We start from the raw sequence: 22,102 nt of genomic DNA, 5'->3' as shown, positions 1-22,102 counted from the left end.
GTGCCAAAAGCAGGTTAATGCGCCACAGCACTGCGCAGTTTTTGCACCAAATTCATCAGCACAAAGAGCCCGGCCGCCACACACACGATCGACGGGCCCGCAGGTGTGTCTAGTTGGTAGGAGGCCATCAAGCCGCCCACTGCCGAGAGCGCGCCAAGCGCTGCGGCGCCAAAGGCCATGGCCTCAGGTGACCGGGCCAGCGCGCGTGCGCCTGCCGCCGGAATAATCAGCATTGCGACAATCAACAACGCTCCCACCACCTTTATGGCGACGGCCACCACTATGGCCAACGCCAAGGTCATAACCTGTTGTTCTCTATGTGGGTTTATGCCGTTTGCATAGGCTAGATCGCGGTTCAATGTAGCGGTCAAGAGCGCCTGCCATCGCCAGATCATCAGCGCCACCACGAGGGCTGCACCGCCCCAAATCACCATCAGATCGGTTTTGCTCACGGCCAGAATGTCCCCAAAGAGGTAGGACATCAGATCCAATCGCACACCGTCCAGCATCGACACGGCCACCAAGCCAAACGCCAGTGCCGAATGCGCCAAAACACCCAGCAAGGTGTCAACGCCAAAGCCCTTTTCTGACAGGTTGGACACGGTCAAGGCCATCGCCAAAGCAATCGCCATCGCCCCAGCAAACACCGAAACTCCCAAAGCCAAAGACAGCGCAACTCCCAAAATCGCAGCATGCGCCGTCGCATCCCCAAAGTACGCCATTCTGCGCCATACAACAAAACATCCCAAGGGTGCTGCTGCCAAAGCAACGCCAACCCCGGCGAACAGGGCGCGGATCAGAAAGTCATCAAACATATCAATGCGTTCCGTGATGATCGTGGTCGTGACTGTGATCATGGTTGTGATCGTGCTCGTGGCGGTATAGCGCCAGTGCGCCATGAGTGCCCGTACCAAATAGCGCGCGGTATTCTGGTGCTGATGCCACAATTTCAGGCGTACCATGACAGCACACATGCCCATTCAAACAGACCACACGGTCAGAGGCGCTCATCACCACATGCAGTTCGTGACTGACCATCAAAACAGCGGCGCCTGTGTCGCGACGGACTTGTTCAATTTGAGTGTATAGATCGGCTGATCCTGGCTGATCTAACCCCGTTGTGGGTTCGTCCAAGATCAACAAGTCCGGCTTATCCATGATCGCACGCGCCAAAAGCACACGTTGAAACTGGCCACCGGACAGTCCTGCCATAGGGCGATCTTCAAGACCCTGAGCGCCCACCTGTGCGAGCGCTTCAGTCACCTGAGACGTTGGACGTCTCGCGGGCAAAGACAAAAAGCGAGAAGCCGTGAGTGGCATCGTCGCATCAATGGAAAGCCGCTGAGGCACATATCCGATGCGCATGCCCGCCGCCCGTAGAATCGTGCCGGAATCAGGTTTCAACGCGCCAATGATACAGCGCAACATCGTCGATTTTCCGCTGCCGTTTGGACCAACAATGGTGACAATTTCACCTTTGTCGATTGTGAAGTCCACTTTGGTTAGCGCCTGATGCGTGCCGCGCTTGATCGACATTTTGTTAACGGTGACCAGTCTCATACGGTATCACCAGATCCGCGCGACTTTTTGCAATCGGGGCACAGTCCCTCCGCTTCCACCACAGTGGTCTCGATGTCAAACCCCATTTCCGTTGCAGCTTTTCCAAGCGTTGCCTTCAGGGAGGCGGTGGTTTCTGCCACCGTCTCGCAAGCGCGACAGATCAGGAACACAGGGGTGTGTTCATCGCCAGGGTGAGAACACGCTACATATGCATTAAGCTTCTGAATTTTATGTACAAAACCGTTTACAACCAAAAAATCCAGTGCACGATAAACAACAGGAGGCTGGGAAGCATACCCTTCGTCAGACAGGATGCTGAGGATGTCATACGCACCCATCGCGCGATGCTCTTGCAGCAGAATTTCCAACACCCGCCGCCGCCCTTTGGTCAAGCGCAACCCGTGTTCTGCACAAGTGCTTTCTGCCGCGCGCAAACCGCTGCCGACGCAGGCCGCGTGGTCGTGTTGTCCAAATCCAACTGTGTGCATGATGTCCCCCGACGGACTAGGTATTTTGTGTCTTGATATAGTATAACATATACACTAGAGCCAACCCCCGATGATGTAAAAGGATCGACCACATGCGATTTACCCCATTGGCGGTTGGTGCTGTGATGCTGGCTGTGCCCGCCCGCGCTGAAGTACCCAACGTTGTAACAGATATTCTCCCAGTACAAGCACTTGTGAGCCAAGTCATGCAAGGCGTGGGCGAACCGATCCAATTGCTTCCGGCGACTCAGTCACCGCATTCCTATGCGATGCGCCCCTCTGAGGCACGTGCTTTGCAAAATGCCGATGTGGTCTTTTGGATTGGCAAAGAGCTGTCCCCGGCCATGGACGAAGCCATCGATAGTCTGGTGTCTGACGGCGAAACGGTTTCTTTGCTGCACCTCAATGGTACCCGAGAGCTTGAATTCCGTGAGAGTGAGACCTTCCTAAAGCTCGCTTTGGTTGAAAACGGCGATGCGCATGATGACCATGATGATCATGCGGACCATGAGGGTCATGAAGAGCATGGCAATCATGACGAGCACGGCCACGACGATCACGAGGCGCATGACGAGCACGAGGCGCATGACGAGCACGAGGCGCATGACACACATGCTGAAGAAATTGGTCATGATGATCATGACGGCCACGGCGAAGAAAATCATGATGATCACGCGCATGAAGGACATGATGATCATGACCACGACGGCGTAGACCCACACGCGTGGCTGGACCCGAAGAACGCGCAATTTTGGCTGTCCGCAATCGCTGACAGATTAGCGGCAGTGGACCCAGATAACGCGGCTGCCTACCGTGCAAATGCACAGTCCGGTCAAGTGGATATTGACCAACTTATGGCCGATGTGACCACGCAACTTGCCCCGTTTGAAACCACCGGTTTTGTTGTCTTTCACGACGCATATCAGTATTTTGAAACCCGCTTTGGGCTGACTGCTTCCGGCGCCATTCTTGCAGGTGACGCTGAAGCACCAAGCGCCGCACGCCTGAGCAATGTGCGCGAGACGCTTCATGCGCATGATATCAGCTGTGTGTTCACCGAGCCGCAGTACAACGACAAAGTGGTGCGCGCGATCAGCGACGGTCTGTCACTTCATTCAGAAGAGCTCGATCCTTTGGGCGCGGCATTGACGTCACCTGATTACACACAATTGATCCGCAACGTGGCTGATCGATTTGAGGCCTGCCTGTCCTCAAGCTAATTGCTGTCAGTTGGACCATCGCAATTCAGCGGGGCGTATTTCGAAAGAAATGTGATGCGCCCCGCCACTAAGACCTTCCACCGTGTGATTGGCCAGTGCCCGCCAATACGGTTGGATGGTCACTGCATCTTCCTGAAGAATCCGCTCTCCCTTTGCCACCAACGCACGGCGTTTGGCGATGTCCAAAGTACCAAGGGCCTCGTCTAACAGCACATCAAATGCTGGATTCGCATAACCGAACTCGTTCCATGCCTCGCCGCTGCGATAGGCAAGCGCCCAGATTTGCACTCCCAGCGGGCGGTGGTTCCAATCGGTTGTGCTAAATGGATAGGTGTTCCAGTTCGCCCAATATTCACTGCCGGGAACCACGCTTGTTCTCGCCTGAAATCCCGCATCTCTCAGCTGTGCCACAACGGCATCTGTCGTGTTCTTCCGCCACACATCATCGATGGTATGTATCACCATTTCAAATGTGTCCATTTCAGCGTCTTTCAGAAGTGCGCGGGCGGCGACGGGATCATACTCGGGTTGCCCAATGTTGGTATACTCGGGGTGTGCCGGGCCAATATGGTGATTTTCGGCAACCTGACCTTTGCCATTGTTGCCAAGTTCGAGCAAAATTTCGTTGTCCACTGCAAGCGATATTGCCTGACGGACCCGCCGGTCCGCGAAGGGTGTTTTTCCGTCTACCTTGGCCAACTGGTTGGGGCGCACAACCACGGTGGCCATCGATATCACCTCGTTTTTGATCCATCCGTCCAAGCTGCCAATCAGGTCGGCAAATTCACCATCGACGGAGTAAGTCATGTCGATGTCACCGGCCTTGGCGGCAACGGCCCATGCGGCGGCATCGGTGCCGAAGTCGATAAATTCGATACGATCCATCCATGCTCCATTGCCCGCATTCCACCAGTCATGCGCGATGTTTTTCATCAGCACACCACGGGTTCCAACTTCTAGGCTTTCAGGAAGGTATGGCCCGGTTCCGATCGGATTCTCCAGCATGGTTTTCGGGTCAAAACTCTCATGCACAATGGCAGCCGGGTAGTCCGACATTCCAGGAATCAACGACACATCGGCCTTAGGAAGGTGCAGTCGCACGGTATGGTCGTCTACCACCTCGATTGCGCCTTGGCGCGCTTGATTGGTTGCTGGGTCAATCAGCGTGGCAAATCGTCCTGCCATCGAGTTCCCACTCACATCTCGGTCACACCATCCAACAATGTTGCGCGCTACGTCGGCGGCCGTAAACGCATCACCATTGTTCCAATGCACGCCTTTGCGGACATTCAGCGTGTAGGTTTTTGCATCTTCTGAAATCTCCCAGCTTTCCAGCAGCGCAGGGCGAAACGTGCCATCGTTTTCATAGGTGACCAAATTCTCAAGCCAGCCACGGGTGAAATTCGCAATCTGAGGCCAATCAAACAGGCGGGGGTCTTTCAGTGCCCGAACTTCTTGCTGGATACGGATTGTGCCGCCGGTTTGACCACCTTGTGATGCCTGCGCAGGGGCTGTCAGCCCAAGCATGGCATAGGCCGTCGAGCCAGTTGCGCCAAACGCGCTGGCCAATGCCAGAAATTCACGCCGGCTGACCGTATCCTTACCGGCACTATGTGCTTGGCGCTGCAAACTCTTGGGTAAAACGGAACCGGTGCGGGTCAAAAATGGCATAAGCTGTCTCATTGATGTGGCAGTCTGAGTGGCGGTGAAAACAGCTTTGTCAGATTTGCATGAAAGAAACATCAAACCCTTCCGAGTAGGCGCGTTTTCACCTTACACTATGACCATAGGGCCTCTGCGATGCTCCGCAAATCACTTTCCGATAATTTTGCAACCAACAGCCAGCAACAAAGAAGGTGTTTCCACAAGGACTCATTTGCAAAAGAAATCTTTGCGGCCGGTTTGTCTGACACAAGCCTGTGATATTGAGTAGAAATCCTGATCCAAAGAGAGCTTAGCTTTGCGCATACTCAGCGTCACATCGGTGCGAAACGAAGCGCCCTATCTGCTGGAGTGGATCGCGCACCATCGTGCCGCGGGGGTGACGGATTTTCTTGTGTACTCAAATGACTGTGATGACGGTACAGATGTGTTGCTGGATGCGTTGATGCGGGCAGGTATCGTGACCCATGTGCCCCAAGTCGGAGTGCCCAACAAAAGCATCCAATGGCAGGCCTTGCGTCACGCGTGGAAACATCCGCTGCGCAAACAGGCCAATTGGGTTTTGGTCTCTGACGTTGATGAGTTTTTGAACATTCATGCACCGGGACACACCATACCAGACCTTTTGGCAAAAGTGCCCAATGACACGGACGCCATCGTCTTGCCGTGGCGCCTTTATGGCAACAATGATCGGGTCCAGATCAAAGACATTCCCGTCACGCAGCAGTTCACGCGATGCATTCCTGAACAGGCCCAATACCCGGTGGCCGCCAGCCTGTTTAAGACGCTTTTCCGTGCATCAGGTCCATTTAATCAGCTCGGCGTGCACCGCCCCAAACAAAAGGACCCGGAGAAATCCCGTGTTCCAAATTTTGTGGACGGTTCTGGAGCCCCCACGCATTCCTTCTTGGCGCAAACGCCAAGCCGCCTTTCGCTTTTTGGGTTGGGTGTGGCCCGCGATCTGGTGGAACTCAATCACTACGCCGTGCGCACCGCCGCTGCCTTTGCGGTGAAGCGGGATCGAGGTCTGCCCAATCGGGTGTCTAAACCGGTGGATTTGTCTTATTGGGTTGAGCGCAACTTCAACACAGAGATCAACACCTCGATTGATGCCATGGCACCTGCAACACAGGCCGTGTTGGATGAGATTCTTCAGCTTAAGGATGTTCGTAGACTGCATGAAGAAGGTGTCGCGTGGCATCAAGAGCGTTTTGAAATATTGATAACTCAGGCGGATGTTCAGGAGCTCATGTCACAGGTTCTCTGTGCAGGGAGCAGCCAAGTCCCGCCACGACATTTGCAGATGCAATTGGTAAAGTGGTATCAAAACACAATTAAAAATGACGCCTAGTGCCGCTTGGCGCAGGTTAACCAGTGGGCAGATTTCAGCGGATGGGCAAAGCGGTGTTTCAACTGTGCGAACTTGGACATGTGGACATGTCTGGTGCGACGTTATTGTCCTGCGTTCGGGATCCTGAGGCACAAACGCCTCAGGCGCAGATGTTTTTTCGTTCGGGAACAGAGGCCGACGATGTGGCCGGAACCGGCGACACGCAGATTATCGCGTCCAAGAGCATCAGCAACGGATTGATCCTACGCGTCGCGTATGACGGCACACATCCCACGCTGAACGTTCGTGGGATTGTCTCTGATGTCGTGGCTCAAGCCCCTGATTTTGAGAGATTTGAAGGGCTAAACGTGGCGCTTGCCGTGCGGAATGGTGAAGCGGCGGAGGCAACTTTGGCATGGCTGAAGTTCCACGCGAAACACCACAAACTGCAAGCAGCCGTGATCGTGGATCGGGCAAGGCCGGGGCAGGATACAGCCTATATACAGGATGTTGAGAAAGGGCTGTCTGATATTGGCGGTCTGAAGCAACTCACCGTATTGCGCTTTGATGTGCCGCTTGGCCACGATGATCAGCCCCCTGAGTCGCACCCGATCAACGCGCCGGATGCCCCCGGTAAAGATCGGATGGACATCCCGGAGGCCTCCCCGTGGGACTCACCATTGGCGGAGTTGCAAATCATTGAGATGATCCGTTTTCGGTGGCTGAATACAGCGCGGGCTGTCGCGCTTCTTGATGTGTCTGACGTCGTGAGCCAAACCAAAGGCAGCGACGTCAAAGGGGCCAACCTCTTTGATATGGCTGTGAAATCCACCGCAGGCGTCGTTACTTTGGTTGGGCAACATAGCTATCCTTGGCGGGTCAGAAACGGCGAGCCGGTGCGCCATGGCGACCATATATGTGTGCAATTTGATGCCACTAAAATGCGACGTCGTTGGGTTGTTGCCCCCGCCAAAACGAACCCAGATGTGGTTTGGCGTCTCATTCGAATTGTCGGAACGCGTCCACAAGAAGGGGAGTGGCTCAAATTCTACCGCTGTATGGGATTTCGCCACATTTCAGACGAATGGGCGATTGTCCCCAAAACCTCGCTCATCGAAGCGCCTGAGCTGCTGAAGATGTCCAAGCGACGGTTCAATCACAAACCGTTGCGCATGCCTGAAATCGCTGAGCCGAAAGTTGATCCAAGCGACAATGATGTGGCCATCATCACCTGTATGAAGAACGAAGGTCCCTTCATCTTGGAATGGCTGGCCTACCACCGTGCCATCGGTGTCAAAGACGTGCTGGTCTACACCAATGATTGCAACGACGGCACCGACACTTTTTTGGATTTGTTGCAAAGCAAGGGCTTCGTTCAACATCGCGAAAACCCCTTCAAAGGCACAAACCTAAAACCCCAACACGCCGCACTTCAGGCGGGGGAAAACGAGCCAGTGATCCAGAAAGCTGATTGGGTCATCTCGATGGATGTTGACGAATTTATCAACGTCAAAACCGGCAACGGCACTCTGCCTGCGCTGTTTGAAGCGGTGGGTGATGCCAACCTGATTTCTTGCACATGGCGGCTGTTTGGCAACTCAGATGTGCATGAGTACCACGACAAACCCCTAATGGCGCAGTTCACCCGCTGCGCGCGGGAAATGACGCGCAAACCGCATCAGGCTTGGGGGTTTAAGACATTGTATCGCAACATCGGGTTGTTCAAAAAGCTGGGTGTACACCGTCCGAAAGGGCTGAACCCGCAGCTTTGGTCGCACATCAATTGGGTCAATGGCTCCGGCAGCCCGCTGCCCAAAGATATGTATCGCAATGCCTGGCGCTCTACGGCTGACACAATCGGGTACGACCTGGTGCAGCTTAACCACTATGCGGTGCGCTCCGCTGAGAGCTTCTTGGTGAAGCGCGATCGCGGCCGCGTGAACCACGTCGATCGTGACCAAGGCATGGCCTATTGGTTCCGCATGAACAACAACACCGAAGAAGATCTCTCCATTCAGCGCATGATTCCCGCGATGCAAGACGAGATGGACCGGCTGATGTCTGATCCGGAGATCGCAGAAGCACATGCATTTTCCGTGGATCGTCACCGGGCAAAAATTGACGCGCTTAAAGAAACCTCAAACTATGCCAAGTTCTATGAAGATCTCACAGGGCCTCGTCAGGAGCGATTGGCACGACTTCATCCGCATTTTGGCGCCAATGTCTTCCTTGCTGGCCCCGAAGTGGTGCCCGATTGGGTGGTGGAGCGTGACTTGCCAGAAGACTTTTTCTTCACAGTGGACAAGCAAGACACAGCGCATTAGAGCGAATTTTCGTTGAATTTCCGGAGACAGGCCAAGGGTTTCGGCGTAAACTGTTTCCAAATCAAGAACAAAGGTTGAGGTGATATGGTTAAGCTTCCCGAGATTGCATCGCTGTGGATTGGCGGCCAGTTGTCGTGGCTGGAGCAACTCTGCCTGAAATCCTTCGCGGATGCGGGCCATCACACCACGTTGTACAGCTACGAAGAGATAAAGAATCTCCCGGAGGGCGTGCACAGTGCAGACGCCGCTGAAATTTTCCCCGGAGACCCCATGCACCGTCACGTGCGCACGGGCAGTCCGGCGATTCATGCCGACCTTTGGCGGCTGAACATGTTGAAGAAGACCGACAAGATCTGGGTGGATGCAGATGTCTATTGTTATCGCCCTTTCAACTACACGCGTAAGTCGGTGTTTGGTTGGGAGAAAGAAGGATTGGTCTGTAACGCCGTTTTGGGCCTGCCAAAGACATCCCGTGCACTCAATGCGATGCTCAGATTTTTTGAGGATGAATACGCCATTGGTCCATGGCTGAAACCTTGGCAACAGAAAGAGTTGCAAGATGAAAGAGATGCAGGGCGCCCGGTTCATATGACGGCGCAAAATTGGGGGTTCACGGGGCCAGCAGCCGTTACCCATTTCTTGCAGGAGTCCGGCGAGATCAAATATGCAGAGCCTCAAGCTGCTTTCTATCCAGTGTCGTTTAAAGACCGGAACAAGATGTTTCAGAGCCGATTTGACATCGAAAATGACTGGCTGACTGAAGACACCCGTGGCGTACATTTTTGGGCCCGCCGGATGAAGCCGCGACTGCAAGAGAAAGAAGACAACCGTCCGCGCCGGGGCTCATTTATGCATAAGGTGATGGTTAAGCATGACATCGATCCAGACGCTGCTTTGATCCCGGCCAAGAAGGTCACGCATATCGCGCAGGTCTCTGACCCGGCTTTCCAAGCGGAAGTGGCGATAGAATCTTTGAAGGGAGAGGCCTCGGTGGAGAAACTCTCTCGCGATTATTTGGTCGAAACCGGCCTGATCAAAAAATGGCGTACGCAGCTGATTGAAGGCGCGCCGAGCCTTTTTCAGGAGGGCTGAGCGTGGCGGATGGTGACATCACAACTGAGCCCGCGCCCAGCCAAGCTGATTGGAAAAGCAATTTAAAGCAACTCGGCGCGGAGCAGGGCTTCTTTGAGGAGCTCGGCACACAGCACTCCGCGCTTTACGTCGAGCAAGGCTCCACGCTGATTGTGACGTTTGAGAATCTTGATCATGTCTATGAGGGCGGCGCAGATCGGATGCCTTGGGGGCATGGATTTGTAACTTCGCGCGGCTGGTCCATGCTGGGCCTGATGGCGCATGACTGGACTTGGTATCGGGACGAAGCTGTCTTTGATTTCTTCGACCGTTTGCGTGACGAAGGTTTCTTTGAGAAATTCGACAATGTGGTGTTCTATGGGGCCTCGATGGGCGCTTATGCTGCGTCTGTGTTTTCGTCTGCTTCGCCGGGCGCAACCGTAATCTGCATCTCACCCCAAGCGACGTTGGATCGTGAAGTGGCCAGCTGGGAAACCCGCTATCGCAAAGCATGGCGGCGGGACTTCAATGGGCGATATGGATACGCGCCTGATCTGCTGGCCTCTGCCAAAGAGGTCAGCATCTTTTACGATCCACGCATGGGTATTGATGCCATGCACGCGGCGTTGTTTCGCGGAGACAACATTCGCAAATACCGATGTCGTTATATGGGCCACCGGATCGCGTCTCTCTGGATTTTGATGGGGCAGCTAAAACCGGTTGTGGAAAAATGTGTGGCGGGTGAGATGACCACCAGCGTGTTCTATACAATGATGCGCAGCCGCCGCGATGTCACACGCTACCAGAAAGAAATGCTCAAAACTGTGCTGGAAGACGGGCGTCCTTGGGTGATTGCCAGCTACTGTTCAGCCGTTCTGGCGCGTCGGCGCGGGCCAAATTTTCGCAAGGCCCTGCGCGCTGCACGTCTCAAACTGGGAAACTGACCCCTCTAGGCGTCCAGATCAATCCCGGCGCAATGTCTCGCCAAAGCTGATTGTTGGGGCCAACGTAAGGGACGTGTCTTTGTCGGTTCCATGCACCCGCGCCGCGATGATTTCAGCAGCTTTGGTGCCAATTTCACGCCGGCATGCGTCCATCGTTGCCAATCGACGCGGCAAACCCTGCAACAACTCGACACCGTTGAAACCCGCAAGGCCGATCTGACCCGGCACGTCGATGCCTTTCTCCAGCAGATAAAGTAAACCACCGGCCCCAATCATGTCGTTGCTATAGTAAATGAAATCCACATCGGGGCTGCGCTCCAGCACCGCCTGTGTCATCTCACGCCCCTTTGCGAGTGCAGATCCGCCGGAGTAAAACTCCCGGTCGTAGACTTCGACGCCAGATTTCGCCAAAACTTCAGTAAAGCCCTCAAAACGCTTGCGCGCCCGGTGGTCCAGCGGCATCTTCGTGCCCAAAAATGCTATGTTTTTATAGCCCGCCTGCAAAATGGCCGATGCCATTTCACGGCCTGCGCGCCGATGTGAAATCCCAACCATAGCGTCCACGGGGTCGCCGTCTGTATCCATGATCTCCACCACTGGAATGCCGCTGGCATTGAGCATGGCGCGGGAGGCTTCTGTGTGTTCAAGACCAGCGATGATCACACCTGACGGCCGCCAAGACAGCATCTCGTAGAGTACTTTTTCTTCCTTTTCAGGAAGGTAGTCCGAAACGCCGACCACTGGCTGTAACTCGGTTTCTTCCAAGACCTGACTGATACCGCTCAACACTTCTGGAAACACCATATTTGAGAGCGACGGGATAATCACGGCGACCAGATTCACTCGCTGGCTGGCCAAAGCTCCCGCTATCTTATTGGGCACGTACCCCAACTCCTTAGCGGCAAGCAGAACCTTGTCTCGGGTGGCCGGGGAAACGTCACCGCGATTTCGTAACACGCGACTGACCGTCATTTCTGACACCCCTGAAGCTTCGGATACATCACGGAGGGTCAAGGAACGGTTTTTTTGTGTCACTGATTGTCATCCCAATAAAGTCATTTGGATGTTATCGCGAACTGTCGCACGGGTTCAAGCGCTGCGACCGCCTCGAAAATTTTATCCGTCAGCGGAGACTGCGAAGCACACCACGTCATCTTTGACATTGTGCAACTTTACCTTTCCCAGCGGCTTACAATCAGTTTCATGGCGCGCAACGCGCTCGGAGACAACAATTCGGTGACCGACCTTCTTGCCGTAATCGCCCAGCCGCGCAGCAATATTGGCAGGGCGTCCGATCACGGTGAAATCCAAACGCTCTTTGGATCCAACGTTGCCATAGGTCACCTGCCCATAAGAAATGCCAATGGAACATTCACAGCAATGACTGGCGTCCTGTTCCTGCATTGCTTCAAGCTGTTGCACAATTTCGCGCGCCGCTTGCAGGGCCTCTGCGCCAGCATCTGTACCATCGTCGGGATCCGGGAACACGGCGAGAACAGCGTCGCCGATGAACTTCAACACCTCTCCTCCGTGCGCATTCACGATGGCCGAGGTTGTCTCAAAGAACATGTTCAGAACTTCAATGTAGGCCACGCGGCCCAATTCCTCTTCCAATCGTGTGGAGCCTCGCAAATCGCAAAACATGATTGCGGCGTCGATATCGTCTCCATCGCCTCGGCGAATTTCACCGCCCAGCACACGCGCGCCTGTGCGGGCTCCGACATAGGTTTCCAGCAAAGACTGCGCGTTTTCTTTTTGGGTGAAAACCTCAAAGAACCGGCTGATAACGCTGGAGACTTCAAAGATCAGACCAAGATTGGCTGTTGTGAACCCCTCTTTATGGTCACTGGTCAGCGTCAATACATTGATCTGACCGTTGGAGAAGAAGAGTGGCATTGCAACATAGTCTGTTGCGCCCTCTTCCTTAAGTTCCGTCAGAAAAGGAAACGGCATTTCTCCCGCAATTAAGTCCAATTTCTGGCGCACGCCTCCGCGGCCCTTGGACACATGATTTAGCGGGCTATTTTGAAATGCTGGATGCTCATAAAGCTCATAAGATGGCGCGAAGGTCGTGACTTCATCTTCGTCACGTTTCCAGATGTAGTTTTTGCCTGCAATCAAGGGGTGCAAAGACCAAATCATCGCGCTCATGCGTGAAACCGCGATGCCATGTTTGATCATCATCTTGCCCAAAGCGCCAAAAAAGTCTTCAGGCGTCGTTTCAAATGCGGCGCCCCGCATCAGCCAGTCCACCAGCGGGCCGGAAATGTTGCCGTCGGCTACCGGGTCAAGAATGGCCCCACCTAGGTCAACCTCGGCGTTTGCGTTGGGCATGAACCCAATATGGCCATTGATCCCGCGGCTTTCTGGCATCGCGTCGTCGTAAGACCAAACGCCATTTTCAATGATCGCGCCGTCCACTTGGATATCGCGATAGCGCGCTGTGCCTTTGAACGGGCAGAAGGTCTTTAGCTCTGTTTGCTCTGACAGAGGCACAACCACATCTTCAAGGGGCACGTAAACCTGAGGGCTTAGACGGGTTTCGTACATGATTTTGGCGCGGTCGCTTTGTGCCAAGAGCATGCCATCGCGTAGAATTTTGACTGTCGCCTCAATGGGTTTTATTTCGATGCCATAACCGGCATTTGTCCCAAATCGTGAACCTTCCATGGCGTGACCTCTCCCTGTCGCACCCAACTATGCTCACAAATGTGGGGTGCGAACAAACCATAAACAAGAGTTGTGCAGCGATATTTGTCTGCGCATGGCGGGGTTGTCGTATAATGGCACACGCCAAAGAGTCTGTCTCAGAGCACTTCAATTACGTCTTTGTCGATCGACAAAACATAGCCTTTGCGGGCGATGTTCTTGACCAAAAGTTGGCTCACCATCTGATTGCCAAGAGAATCCCGAAGTCGCTTGATCCGGGTTGCCCCTGCGGCCTCATCACACTCTGTCGAAGGTTTTCCGGAAATCACACTTTCCAGCTCAACTCCCGACAAAACATCTTCATCCATACGTGCCTCAGCGAGCACCGAAAGTGTCTCCATCGCTGCATCAGTCAGCTTAAATCCCATCTCGTTGAGATAGACGGTTTTCTCCTCGCGGCTCACAATCAGCGACGTCACTTGAATGCCAGCGCGCTCAATCTGTGCCATGCGCCGGTTGATCATGACCAAAGCGACCAAAAACACCAACGCGGCAATCATCATTGCAGTGGCAAACACCAACAGCACGGTGATCACGACACGGTAGCTCGCCAATGTATCGGCAAAGGCGGTGCCTGATTGCGCTAAGATCTCCAACAATTTGATCTCAGACTGCCCGGTCAGCATGTCGTTTTCTAAAAACAACTTCTCGACTCGCGCGTTAAACGCGTTGGCATCGGGCAGCGTCAGCAATAGCAGAGCTGCACAGGCCAAAAGGATCGCGACGATAACGCCAATCCCAACCGCCACAATACGCCCGCCGCTCCGTCGCGTTTCAATAACGGAGGTAGAATTTTCCTGCACTGGCTTCCTTTCCCTCAAGGTCAGAGGAGTCAAACACGGACAGCACGTTTAACAGCGTCCAGCCGTCTTGCCCAATCCGTGTGGCAATTTCCTGCTTTGCAGAGGCTTTGTCACACCCATTTTGAAGGGCCACAACGCCATAGTGCAAACGCAAGGGCGCGTCTTTTTTTGCCTTATAGTCGGCATAACATTCTGCCGCAGCTGCCGCGTTTGGCAACAACAAAGGCATGGCAAGTAACGCCGCCGATAAGGTATGTGAAATGCGTATTTTCATAAGCTTACCCTGCGCAAATGTGATCTGATATTCAATAACCAATCAGGTTTTTGTGTTGGTTATCCCATATCAATGCCATGATATTGTGAGATTTTTTCGACCGCGGTGAGTGTGGTGCTGTCGCCCGGACCCGATCCCGGATTTTTACACACTCAATCGCAAGGATTATCTTTATGACTTCGAAGTCTTTCATCGTTTCCGTTCTCAGTGCCGCTCTGATTGTCACCGGAGTTTCAGCGCCTCGCGCAAACGCCATGGATGAAGATGCCATCGCTGCGCTGCTGTTTGGCGTGACCGCATTGGCGGTAATTGGCGCGGCTGTGTCGGACAACAAAAAGACCAGCGAACCGTTGCCGCGTCCGCAACCAAAACCAACCAAACCCAAAAAGCCAAAGAAAAAGTCGTGGTTGCCAAGCCATTGCTCCAAGCGATTTGAAACTCCGCGTGGCAAAATCATCCAGGCATACGGTCAGCGCTGCCTGCACCGCGCTCAGTACCCAGCGCATCGGTTGCCAGAAAAGTGCTACGTTCGGCGCAACGGTGTGAACGGACACAAAATTGCTGGCTACCGCACCCAATGTTTGAGCCGGAATGGCTACAAGGTCACGTTCCGATAACCAAATCTATTTTTAGCAGGGAGGACCGACGTCTGTTCGGTCTGGCCGGGCGCCATAGGCGCCCGGCTTTTTTCTTGCGTATTGCAGATTAAGGTGCTGTTTGACGTACCATGACAAAACCAGATTTTTCCTTGGAAGAAGCAGCCTTTGGGCGCGGTGTGACGGTTGTGGCTGGCGTTGACGAAGTGGGCCGCGGCCCACTTGCTGGGCCGGTCACTGCGGCAGCTGTGGTGTTAGACCCGGCCAATGTGCCCGAGGGTCTCAACGATTCAAAAAAGCTGACAGCGAAACGCCGTGAGGCTTTGACTGCCGAAATACTGCAAGTCGCAGATGTCTGCATTGCCCATGCCTCGGTCGCTGAGATTGATGAACACAATATTTTACGCGCCAGTCACATTGCCATGGAGCGCGCGGTGGCCGGTCTGACGCATTGCGCGGAACACCTTCTGATCGATGGAAACCTGATCCCCATGGGCCTCACCATTCCCGCCGAAGCCGTGATCAAAGGCGATGGCAAATCACTGTCGATTGCTGCCGCGTCCATAGTGGCCAAAACAACACGAGATGCGATCATGATGGATTTGGCGCAACAGTTTCCGGGTTACGGATGGGAAACAAACGCAGGCTATCCATCCAAAAGCCACAAAGCAGCGCTGTTGGAATTGGGCGTCACCCCACATCATAGGCGTTCGTTTAAGCCTGTGCACAATATCTTGTATCAAGCTAAAAACTAACGCTCTGATTCAAAAAAGAAATTGACGACGAATCACGTTTGAATCAAACTTATCCACATAACGAGCGCATCAAAAAAACCGCGCCGTAATGAGGCAGAGAATGAAAACGATGACCAAAGCGAAGAGCGCGTCCGCGCTCCCGATCAATAGTATTTTGTCCGGCGACTGTATCGAAGTGATGAACAGTCTGCCTGAAAACTCGATCGACCTGATTTTTGCAGACCCGCCCTATAACCTTCAGTTAAAAGGCGATCTGCACCGTCCCGACAATTCCAAAGTGGACGCGGTTGATGACGAGTGGGACCAGTTTTCGAGTTTCGCCGCGTATGACAAGTTCACACGCGAATGGCTGAAAGCGGCGCGCCGCCTTCTGAAACCCAACGGCGCAATCTGGGTGATTGGCAGCTACCACAATGTGTTCCGCATGGGCGCAGAATTGCAAAATCAGGGCTTCTGGATTTTGAATGATGTGGTGTGGCGCAAATCCAACCCAATGCCGAACTTCCGCGGCAAACGTTTCACAAATGCGCATGAAACTATGATTTGGGCGTCCAAATCTGAGGGTGCAAAATACACTTTCAATTACGAGGCGCTTAAGTCCCTGAACGAAGGCATTCAGATGCGGTCTGATTGGGTTCTGCCCATTTGCACCGGTCACGAACGTCTGAAAGATGAGAACGGCGACAAGGCCCATCCAACGCAAAAACCGGAAAGCCTGTTGCACCGCGTTTTGGTGGGCTCCACCAACCCGGGCGACGTTGTGCTTGATCCATTCTTTGGCACTGGTACCTCCGGCGCCGTCGCCAAGATGCTAGGGCGCGAATACATCGGTATCGAGCGCGAAGCGAGCTACCGTAAGGTCGCTGAAAAGCGCCTTGCCAAGGTGCGCAAGTTTGACCGTGAAGCTCTCACCGTGACAGCCTCAAAACGTGCGGAACCCCGGGTTCCATTTGGCCAATTGGTCGAGCGCGGCATGTTGCGTCCGGGCGAGGAACTCTATTCGCTCAATGGCCGCTATAAAGCCAAAGTGCGCGCAGACGGCACTCTGATTGGGGGCGACATCAAAGGCTCCATCCATCAAGTGGGTGCACATCTGGAAGGCGCGCCGAGTTGCAATGGCTGGACCTATTGGTCTTACAAACGCGAAGGCAAAAAAGTGCCCATTGATCTGTTGCGGCAACAAATCCGCGCAGAGATGGCCGCGCGCCCAAACTGATCTGTTTCCAACAGCAACACCACAAAACACCGGTATAGGTTACCGCCGGTGCCTGTTGCCGAACTGACGAGACAGGCACCTATACTTGCCCCGCCGACAATCGGCGGGGTTTTTTTGCCACTTCGGGGATGTAAGCTGGGGTAGAGACCTTATCTCGGTCTTGAGAATGGAGGGCCGTCACGATGGCTGATCAAGCGACGCCTACGGATGCGCCAAAGAGCTCTCGCCGCAGGCCCCGGTTTTTTGACAATTTCGACGACGATGAGATGCGTGATGACAGCTATACAGAAGCTGCATTGGCCTATCACAAACGTCAGGGTCTAGAGCTTGCCGTGAAAGCACGTTGGGTGGCGATGTCCATCATCGGTGTGTTTCTCCTGTTTGTCGCTCCATGGCCTGAAGTTTTATACTACGAATTCATTTTGCTGCTGCTGTGCATCAACGGCTGGTGGATACGTCGTGTTGGCCGTGTCGGCCAATCTCGTACTGAACTGGTGTTGATCTTCGTTGACCTCTTATTGATGGTGGTCGGAATTATTGGTCCAAATCCAATTGGATTGGACGACTGGCCACAAGCGATGCAATACCGCTTTGGTAACTTCAGCTATCTGTTTTTGATCTTAGCGGTTGGCACTTTGGCCTACTCGTGGCGCACTGTGATTGCCATTGGCACATGGACTGCCGGCATGTGGGCGGGTGCACTTGTGCTGTCAATCTGGCTGTCAGACCCCGTTCCGGGCATGAGCGATGCCGTGACTGCTGCGCTTCCTGGATGGCCAGATTTGGCACATCTCATTGACCCGAACGAATTCAACATCCGACTGCGGGTGCAAGAGATTGTGGTCTTCTTACTTGTCGCAATAACGCTTGGACTGTCGGTGCGCCGTTTCAATCGGCTTTTGCGCTCCAACGCGGCGCTTGAACGCGAACGCACCAATCTGTCGCGTTATTTCTCCCCCAATGTGGTCGAAGAGCTGAGCCAAAACGACGAACCCCTCAAACAGATCCGCAACCACAACATTGCTGTGCTTTTTGTCGACATCGTGGGCTTCACCGAATTTGCCGCAACCCGAAAGCCCGAAGAAGTCATTGAAACATTGCGGGAGTTTCACGGCTTGATGGAGGCAGCAGTGTTTGCACATAGCGGAACGCTGGACAAATACCTAGGCGATGGGTTGATGGCGACCTTTGGCACACCGAGCCCCTCTGAAAATGACGCACAAAACGCGTTGCAATGTGTACGTCAGATGATGCGAGATGTGGATGTGTGGAATGAGGCTCGGATAGAACGGCAACAACTGCCGCTGCGGGTTGGATTTGGAGCACACTATGGCCCCGCCGTTCTGGCAGATATCGGCGCAAATAGACTGGAATTCGCCGTGGTCGGTAATACGGTAAACGTGGCATCTCGCCTCGAAAGTATGACACGCGGTCTCAACGCACGTTTGGTGATCAGCGACGGCATGCGTGCAGAAGTATTGCGCGAAGGCGGTGACGAGTGTCTCGATGGGTTGCAGAAATTTACCGATCAAGACGTGCGCGGTGTGGCTGAAAAACTCACAGTCTGGGCTTTTGAGCGCCCCAAAGACCACAATGCCTAACGTGGCATTGGGTTCTTGGCTTTGTTGTAAGCGTGCCAATCGGTGATCTCTGGGTAGTACATACCACGCCACTTTCGGACCCGCGGGTTCATGACCCGTTTCCAGACCGGCGGGACCATCGCCGCGATGGTCATGACAGGATAGCCAAATGGCAATTGCGGCGCTTCTGCGTCAGTATAGTTTTGCAACAGAGGAAATCGCCGATCCGGCTTGTAGTGGTGATCTGAGTGGCGTTGGAGATTGATCAGCAACCAGTTGGAGGCCTTATGCGCAGCGTTCCAACTGTGGTGCGGCTTCACATGCTCATATTTGCCTTCGCCTAGGTGTTTGCGGGTAAGGCCGTAGTGTTCCACATAGTTGACCAATTCGAGCTGCCAAATCGCGATATAGGCCTGCCATACAAACAGGGCCACGCCGAGCCAGCCACCAAGAATCAACGCAAAGAGCAGCATGGCGCCTTGCAGTGCCCAATAACGAAAGAACGGGTTGGACAGATCCGTCCACGGCATGTCTTTGCGCGCCAGCATGGCTTTCTCTGCAGCAAAGGAGGACTTGAGCGAGCTGATCAGAACACGCGGAAAAAACCGGTGAAATCCCTCGTTGTAGCGTGCTGTGACGGGATCGCGCGGTGTGCCAACGTAGCGGTGATGCACCAACAGGTGTTCGCTACGGAAATGGGAATACAGCACCATCGCAAGCAAGAGATCGCCCAGCCAACGTTCATGTTTGGGCTTCTGATGCATCAGCTCATGACTGTAGTTGATCCCAACAGTCCCCGTGATCACGCCCACTCCAAAGAACAGACCAATCAAAGCCGCTGTGCTCAGATGGTCGGCGCGCGTGGCGTACCAGATCATGCCAAACAGTGTCGCAAATTGCAGCCAAGGCCAGATCAGCGTGATCAGACGATACCATTTGAGGTCTTCGTCGGGGGTTTCGAGTTCTGCGTTTTCCAGATTGAGCCCCGTCACGGCATCCAGTGCCGAGAAAAGGTACCAAGTGACAAGGGGCACCAAAATCACCCACCAACCTCCCAGACCTGCTGTGATCCAAACCAATGGGATCAACAGCAAGGAGCACCAGAACGGAAGCGCGCTAGAAAACTTGGCCAATTGCGTAGACGACACCATTTGTACAGACCCTCGCTAGAAATTGCTCAGACTATGCGGCGAAGTTGGCTGTGCTGCAATGTGCTCAAGCGCCGCTATACAGATCAAATGCTTTGCGCATGGCCGTGGGGAGATTCCCTGGATCAAAGGTGTCCGCATCGACAAATTCCCCGACGGAGGGTTTGCGATCCATTGGCACAAGGGCTGTGCAGACTTTCAGGCGCAAATGAAAATGCGTGAACGTATGGCGCGCTTCGGTATTCAGCGTTTTCCACTCAGCTCTGATAGGGGCCTCATGTGCTGGCGCATCCACTTCCACCCAGTCTGATCCGGGCCAGCCCAGCATGCCCCCCAGCAATCCGCTCTCCGGGCGTCGTTCCAGCAGAAAAGCGCCATCGACGCGCCGTGCTATGTACGCCACCCCATGGCGGATTGGCTTCGGTTTTTTTGGTGTTTTCTTAGGCAGGTCAGCCGCTGTGCCTGCCAATCGCGCCCGGCAAGGTTGGCGCCACGGACAAATCCCACAGGCCGGATTGCGCGGGGTGCAAATTGTGGCCCCCAAATCCATGACCGCCTGAGCATAGTCTCCCGGGCGCACGTCCGGCGTGAGGGCTGCTGCCAGATCGGTGAGCTCTGGTTTTGCAGCGGGCAAGGGTGTGTGTACATCAAATAGCCGTGCCATCACGCGTTCCACATTGCCATCCACCACTGTGGCAGGGTGATCAAATGCAATAGAGGACACGGCACCCGCTGTGTAGGGGCCAACGCCGGGCAGTTTTAGCAACTCCTCAACTGTCCCCGGAAACACGCCATCCAACTCATCGGCCACCACGCGCGCGCATTTCAACAAATTACGAGCGCGGGCGTAATACCCAAGCCCGGCCCATTCCGCCATGACATCAGCATCCTCAGCCGCCGCCAGATCAGACACCGTAGCCCACCGGGCAGTGAAGCGTTCAAAATAGTCTTTTACCGCTGCAACGGTGGTTTGTTGCAACATGATCTCCGACATCCAAATCCGATAGGGATCGGGTGTCACGCCGGCTTGGCGCTCCTGCGGGCCAACGCGCCACGGCATAGTGCGTGCATTGTGGTCGTACCACTCCAATAGATCGGAGCTCTTAGGCATATCACGCAAGTTTTATCCTCACTTAGGGACGGTTTCGCTGGCACAGCCGGGCCGGGCCACTAAAATAGCTCTCGACCAAAGGATGCAAGATCAAGATGCGCCGTCCAACCACCAAAGGGTTCGCTCGAACCTCCTCTCTGTTGAGGGACCGCATCCGCAAAGCCAGCGAAAGCCGGGGTTTTGCGGAAACGCGTGTGCTGACTCACTGGTCAGAGATCGTTGGCGAAGACATGGCGCGCATTTGTCGTCCCGTTGATGTCAAATATGGTCGCCAGAGTTTTGGGGCCACGTTGACGGTGCTGACAACTGGGGCGCAGGCGCCAATGTTGGAGATGCAGAAAGAGATTTTGCGCAGCCGCGTAAACGCCGCCTATGGTTACAACGCGATTGCCCATCTGCGCATTACCCAAACCGCGCCAACAGGGTTTTCTGATGGGCAGGCGCAATTTGGAGCGGCCCCAAAGAAGGTCAAGGCCACTCCCGACCCTGAGACACAGAAAGAGGCAGCCCGGGTGACGGCTTCCTTTGATAACCCCGACTTGCGGCAAGCCCTTGAACAGCTAGCGGGCAATGTCTTGATGAAAAACAAAAACTCCAAGAAAGGTTTATAGATGAACCGTTTTATTCCCGTGATCGCCGCTGGTGCGGTTGCTGTTGCTGCTGGTGCGTATTGGTTTACCAACCAACCCGCCACGACTGTGGCGGTCACCACGCTGCCGTCAGTTTCCAATGTTCAAACGGTTGCGTCTGAAAGCACCGATTCGTCAGAGATCGTTGAAATGGTGATGGGCGCAGAGGATGCACCAATCACCATCGTTGAGTACGCCTCTTTCACCTGTCCGCACTGCGCGAACTTTCACGAGGCGGTGTTGAAGCCGCTAAAAGCGGATTATGTCGACACTGGCAAAGTGAAATTCATTTTCCGTGATGTCTATTTTGATCGCTTTGGCCTTTGGGCGTCCATGGTGGCTCGATGCGGTGGCCAAGAGCGGTTCTTTGGCATGACCGACTATCTGATGGAAACCCAAGGCGAATGGACCCGAGCAGGTGATCCTGTCGCCATTGCTGATTCTCTGCGCAAGGCCGGTCGTCTCGCTGGCTTGGAGGACGATCAGCTACAAGCCTGTCTGCAGGACGAAGATAAGGCAAAAGCGCTGGTGGCATGGTTTCAGGAAAACGCCGCCGCTGATGACGTGCAGGCAACCCCAACTCTGCTCATCGACGGTGAGAAGCATTCCAACATGAACTACGAGGATCTGCGCGCAATTCTGGACGCGAAACTCGAAGGTTAAGCCAAACAGCCTGAGCGAC

The 22,102-nt window shown here is 54.3% G+C and carries 21 protein-coding genes; 11 read left to right on the top strand and 10 right to left on the bottom strand.

The genetic code is table 11. The features are described from left to right. Window positions 1-14 precede the first annotated feature (14 nt). Genes ABWV47_RS16080 through ABWV47_RS16070 form a run of 3 tightly spaced genes read right to left on the bottom strand, consistent with a single transcriptional unit; the run spans window position 15 to window position 2,048 of the window. Window positions 15-815, bottom strand: a complete 801-nt coding sequence (locus ABWV47_RS16080; RefSeq protein ID WP_353313912.1) for an iron chelate uptake ABC transporter family permease subunit — start codon at window positions 813-815, stop codon at window positions 15-17. Between the two features lies 1 nt (window position 816). Further along, window positions 817-1,560 (bottom strand): metal ABC transporter ATP-binding protein, encoded by a 744-nt coding sequence (locus ABWV47_RS16075; RefSeq protein WP_353313615.1) that lies wholly within the window; start codon window positions 1,558-1,560, stop codon window positions 817-819. Then, on the bottom strand, window positions 1,557-2,048 hold the full coding sequence (locus tag ABWV47_RS16070; protein ID WP_353313613.1) for a transcriptional repressor: 492 nt from the start codon (window positions 2,046-2,048) through the stop codon (window positions 1,557-1,559). Before ABWV47_RS16070 ends, ABWV47_RS16075 begins: the two co-directional genes overlap by 4 nt. A 92-nt stretch (window positions 2,049-2,140) precedes the next feature. On the opposite strand from ABWV47_RS16070, the gene ABWV47_RS16065 reads away from it, so the two are divergent. Then, complete coding sequence (locus ABWV47_RS16065) at window positions 2,141-3,268, top strand: zinc ABC transporter substrate-binding protein (RefSeq protein WP_353313611.1); 1,128 nt, start codon at window positions 2,141-2,143, stop codon at window positions 3,266-3,268. A gap of 6 nt (window positions 3,269-3,274) precedes the next feature. On the opposite strand, the gene ABWV47_RS16060 is transcribed toward ABWV47_RS16065, so the two are convergent. Further along, complete coding sequence (locus ABWV47_RS16060; protein ID WP_353313609.1) at window positions 3,275-4,939, bottom strand: ABC transporter substrate-binding protein; 1,665 nt, start codon at window positions 4,937-4,939, stop codon at window positions 3,275-3,277. Window positions 4,940-5,228: 289 nt separating this feature from the next. Here ABWV47_RS16060 and ABWV47_RS16055 point away from each other — a divergent pair, with 289 nt between their 5' ends. The 4 genes from ABWV47_RS16055 to ABWV47_RS16040 all read left to right on the top strand — a co-directional run bounded on the left by ABWV47_RS16055 (window position 5,229) and on the right by ABWV47_RS16040 (window position 10,599). Beyond that, window positions 5,229-6,281, top strand: a complete 1,053-nt coding sequence (locus tag ABWV47_RS16055; protein WP_353313607.1) for a glycosyltransferase family 2 protein — start codon at window positions 5,229-5,231, stop codon at window positions 6,279-6,281. Between the two features lie 23 nt (window positions 6,282-6,304). Further along, entirely contained in the window at window positions 6,305-8,584 is a 2,280-nt protein-coding gene (locus tag ABWV47_RS16050; protein ID WP_353313605.1) for a glycosyltransferase family 2 protein, read from the top strand. An 84-nt stretch (window positions 8,585-8,668) separates the two neighbouring features. After that, entirely contained in the window at window positions 8,669-9,676 is a 1,008-nt protein-coding gene (locus ABWV47_RS16045) for a hypothetical protein (RefSeq protein ID WP_353313603.1), read from the top strand. A gap of 2 nt (window positions 9,677-9,678) precedes the next feature. Next, window positions 9,679-10,599, top strand: coding sequence for a phosphoadenosine phosphosulfate reductase (locus tag ABWV47_RS16040; RefSeq protein ID WP_353313601.1), 921 nt, complete (start codon window positions 9,679-9,681; stop codon window positions 10,597-10,599). 18 nt (window positions 10,600-10,617) lie between these two features. On the opposite strand, the gene ABWV47_RS16035 is transcribed toward ABWV47_RS16040, so the two are convergent. The 4 genes from ABWV47_RS16035 to ABWV47_RS16020 form a co-directional block, all read right to left on the bottom strand. Further along, window positions 10,618-11,634 (bottom strand): LacI family DNA-binding transcriptional regulator, encoded by a 1,017-nt coding sequence (locus ABWV47_RS16035; protein WP_353313599.1) that lies wholly within the window; start codon window positions 11,632-11,634, stop codon window positions 10,618-10,620. A gap of 81 nt (window positions 11,635-11,715) precedes the next feature. Beyond that, complete coding sequence (locus tag ABWV47_RS16030) at window positions 11,716-13,269, bottom strand: DUF427 domain-containing protein (protein ID WP_353313597.1); 1,554 nt, start codon at window positions 13,267-13,269, stop codon at window positions 11,716-11,718. A 137-nt stretch (window positions 13,270-13,406) separates the two neighbouring features. Continuing rightward, on the bottom strand, window positions 13,407-14,111 hold the full coding sequence (locus ABWV47_RS16025) for a winged helix-turn-helix domain-containing protein (protein ID WP_353313595.1): 705 nt from the start codon (window positions 14,109-14,111) through the stop codon (window positions 13,407-13,409). Next, window positions 14,083-14,385 (bottom strand): hypothetical protein, encoded by a 303-nt coding sequence (locus ABWV47_RS16020; protein WP_353313593.1) that lies wholly within the window; start codon window positions 14,383-14,385, stop codon window positions 14,083-14,085. Before ABWV47_RS16020 ends, ABWV47_RS16025 begins: the two co-directional genes overlap by 29 nt. 173 nt (window positions 14,386-14,558) lie before the next feature. Between ABWV47_RS16020 and ABWV47_RS16015 the strand changes: the two genes are divergently transcribed. From ABWV47_RS16015 to ABWV47_RS16000, 4 genes are all read left to right on the top strand, one after another. Next, window positions 14,559-15,002: a hypothetical protein gene (locus ABWV47_RS16015; RefSeq protein ID WP_353313591.1), complete on the top strand. Its 444-nt coding sequence runs from the start codon at window positions 14,559-14,561 to the stop codon at window positions 15,000-15,002. Between the two features lie 110 nt (window positions 15,003-15,112). Then, complete coding sequence (rnhB, locus tag ABWV47_RS16010) at window positions 15,113-15,736, top strand: ribonuclease HII (RefSeq protein WP_353313589.1); 624 nt, start codon at window positions 15,113-15,115, stop codon at window positions 15,734-15,736. A 100-nt stretch (window positions 15,737-15,836) separates the two neighbouring features. After that, window positions 15,837-16,952, top strand: a complete 1,116-nt coding sequence (locus ABWV47_RS16005; protein ID WP_353313587.1) for a site-specific DNA-methyltransferase — start codon at window positions 15,837-15,839, stop codon at window positions 16,950-16,952. Between the two features lie 182 nt (window positions 16,953-17,134). Then, window positions 17,135-18,553 carry an adenylate/guanylate cyclase domain-containing protein gene (locus tag ABWV47_RS16000; protein WP_353313585.1) on the top strand — a complete coding sequence of 473 codons (1,419 nt, stop codon included), beginning with the start codon at window positions 17,135-17,137 and terminating at the stop codon, window positions 18,551-18,553. On the opposite strand, the gene ABWV47_RS15995 is transcribed toward ABWV47_RS16000, so the two are convergent. Both ABWV47_RS15995 and mutY read right to left on the bottom strand, forming a co-directional pair. Continuing rightward, on the bottom strand, window positions 18,550-19,683 hold the full coding sequence (locus ABWV47_RS15995; protein ID WP_353313583.1) for an alkane 1-monooxygenase: 1,134 nt from the start codon (window positions 19,681-19,683) through the stop codon (window positions 18,550-18,552). The genes ABWV47_RS16000 and ABWV47_RS15995 overlap by 4 nt on opposite strands. 64 nt (window positions 19,684-19,747) lie before the next feature. After that, complete coding sequence (mutY, locus tag ABWV47_RS15990; protein WP_502959711.1) at window positions 19,748-20,791, bottom strand: A/G-specific adenine glycosylase; 1,044 nt, start codon at window positions 20,789-20,791, stop codon at window positions 19,748-19,750. Between the two features lie 89 nt (window positions 20,792-20,880). Here mutY and ABWV47_RS15985 point away from each other — a divergent pair, with 89 nt between their 5' ends. Both ABWV47_RS15985 and ABWV47_RS15980 read left to right on the top strand, forming a co-directional pair. Beyond that, a complete protein-coding gene (locus ABWV47_RS15985) occupies window positions 20,881-21,402 on the top strand; it encodes a DUF721 domain-containing protein (protein WP_353313910.1) in 522 nt (173 codons plus the stop codon). Then, complete coding sequence (locus ABWV47_RS15980; protein ID WP_353313579.1) at window positions 21,403-22,083, top strand: DsbA family protein; 681 nt, start codon at window positions 21,403-21,405, stop codon at window positions 22,081-22,083. It begins immediately after the preceding gene. Window positions 22,084-22,102: the final 19 nt, after the last annotated feature.

This window comes from Shimia sp. NS0008-38b (assembly GCF_040370365.1).
GTDB lineage: Bacteria > Pseudomonadota > Alphaproteobacteria > Rhodobacterales > Rhodobacteraceae > Shimia.
The sequence above is the reverse complement of the archived record's forward strand: the minus strand, read 5'-3'. Positions and strand labels throughout refer to the sequence as shown.

Excerpts from the sequence above, each read along its gene's own strand:
- ABWV47_RS16080 (WP_353313912.1), bottom strand. The coding sequence starts at position 815 with ATGTTTGATGACTTTCTGATCCGCGCCCTGTTCGCCGGGGTTGGCGTT.
- ABWV47_RS16075 (WP_353313615.1), bottom strand. The coding sequence starts at position 1,560 with ATGAGACTGGTCACCGTTAACAAAATGTCGATCAAGCGCGGCACGCAT.
- ABWV47_RS16070 (WP_353313613.1), bottom strand. The coding sequence starts at position 2,048 with ATGCACACAGTTGGATTTGGACAACACGACCACGCGGCCTGCGTCGGC.
- ABWV47_RS16065 (WP_353313611.1), top strand. The coding sequence starts at position 2,141 with ATGCGATTTACCCCATTGGCGGTTGGTGCTGTGATGCTGGCTGTGCCC.
- ABWV47_RS16060 (WP_353313609.1), bottom strand. The coding sequence starts at position 4,939 with ATGCCATTTTTGACCCGCACCGGTTCCGTTTTACCCAAGAGTTTGCAG.
- ABWV47_RS16045 (WP_353313603.1), top strand. The coding sequence starts at position 8,669 with ATGGTTAAGCTTCCCGAGATTGCATCGCTGTGGATTGGCGGCCAGTTG.
- ABWV47_RS16030 (WP_353313597.1), bottom strand. The coding sequence starts at position 13,269 with ATGGAAGGTTCACGATTTGGGACAAATGCCGGTTATGGCATCGAAATA.
- ABWV47_RS16020 (WP_353313593.1), bottom strand. The coding sequence starts at position 14,385 with ATGAAAATACGCATTTCACATACCTTATCGGCGGCGTTACTTGCCATG.
- ABWV47_RS16015 (WP_353313591.1), top strand. The coding sequence starts at position 14,559 with ATGACTTCGAAGTCTTTCATCGTTTCCGTTCTCAGTGCCGCTCTGATT.
- rnhB (WP_353313589.1), top strand. The coding sequence starts at position 15,113 with ATGACAAAACCAGATTTTTCCTTGGAAGAAGCAGCCTTTGGGCGCGGT.
- ABWV47_RS16005 (WP_353313587.1), top strand. The coding sequence starts at position 15,837 with ATGAAAACGATGACCAAAGCGAAGAGCGCGTCCGCGCTCCCGATCAAT.
- ABWV47_RS16000 (WP_353313585.1), top strand. The coding sequence starts at position 17,135 with ATGGCTGATCAAGCGACGCCTACGGATGCGCCAAAGAGCTCTCGCCGC.
- ABWV47_RS15995 (WP_353313583.1), bottom strand. The coding sequence starts at position 19,683 with ATGGTGTCGTCTACGCAATTGGCCAAGTTTTCTAGCGCGCTTCCGTTC.
- mutY (WP_502959711.1), bottom strand. The coding sequence starts at position 20,791 with ATGCCTAAGAGCTCCGATCTATTGGAGTGGTACGACCACAATGCACGC.
- ABWV47_RS15980 (WP_353313579.1), top strand. The coding sequence starts at position 21,403 with ATGAACCGTTTTATTCCCGTGATCGCCGCTGGTGCGGTTGCTGTTGCT.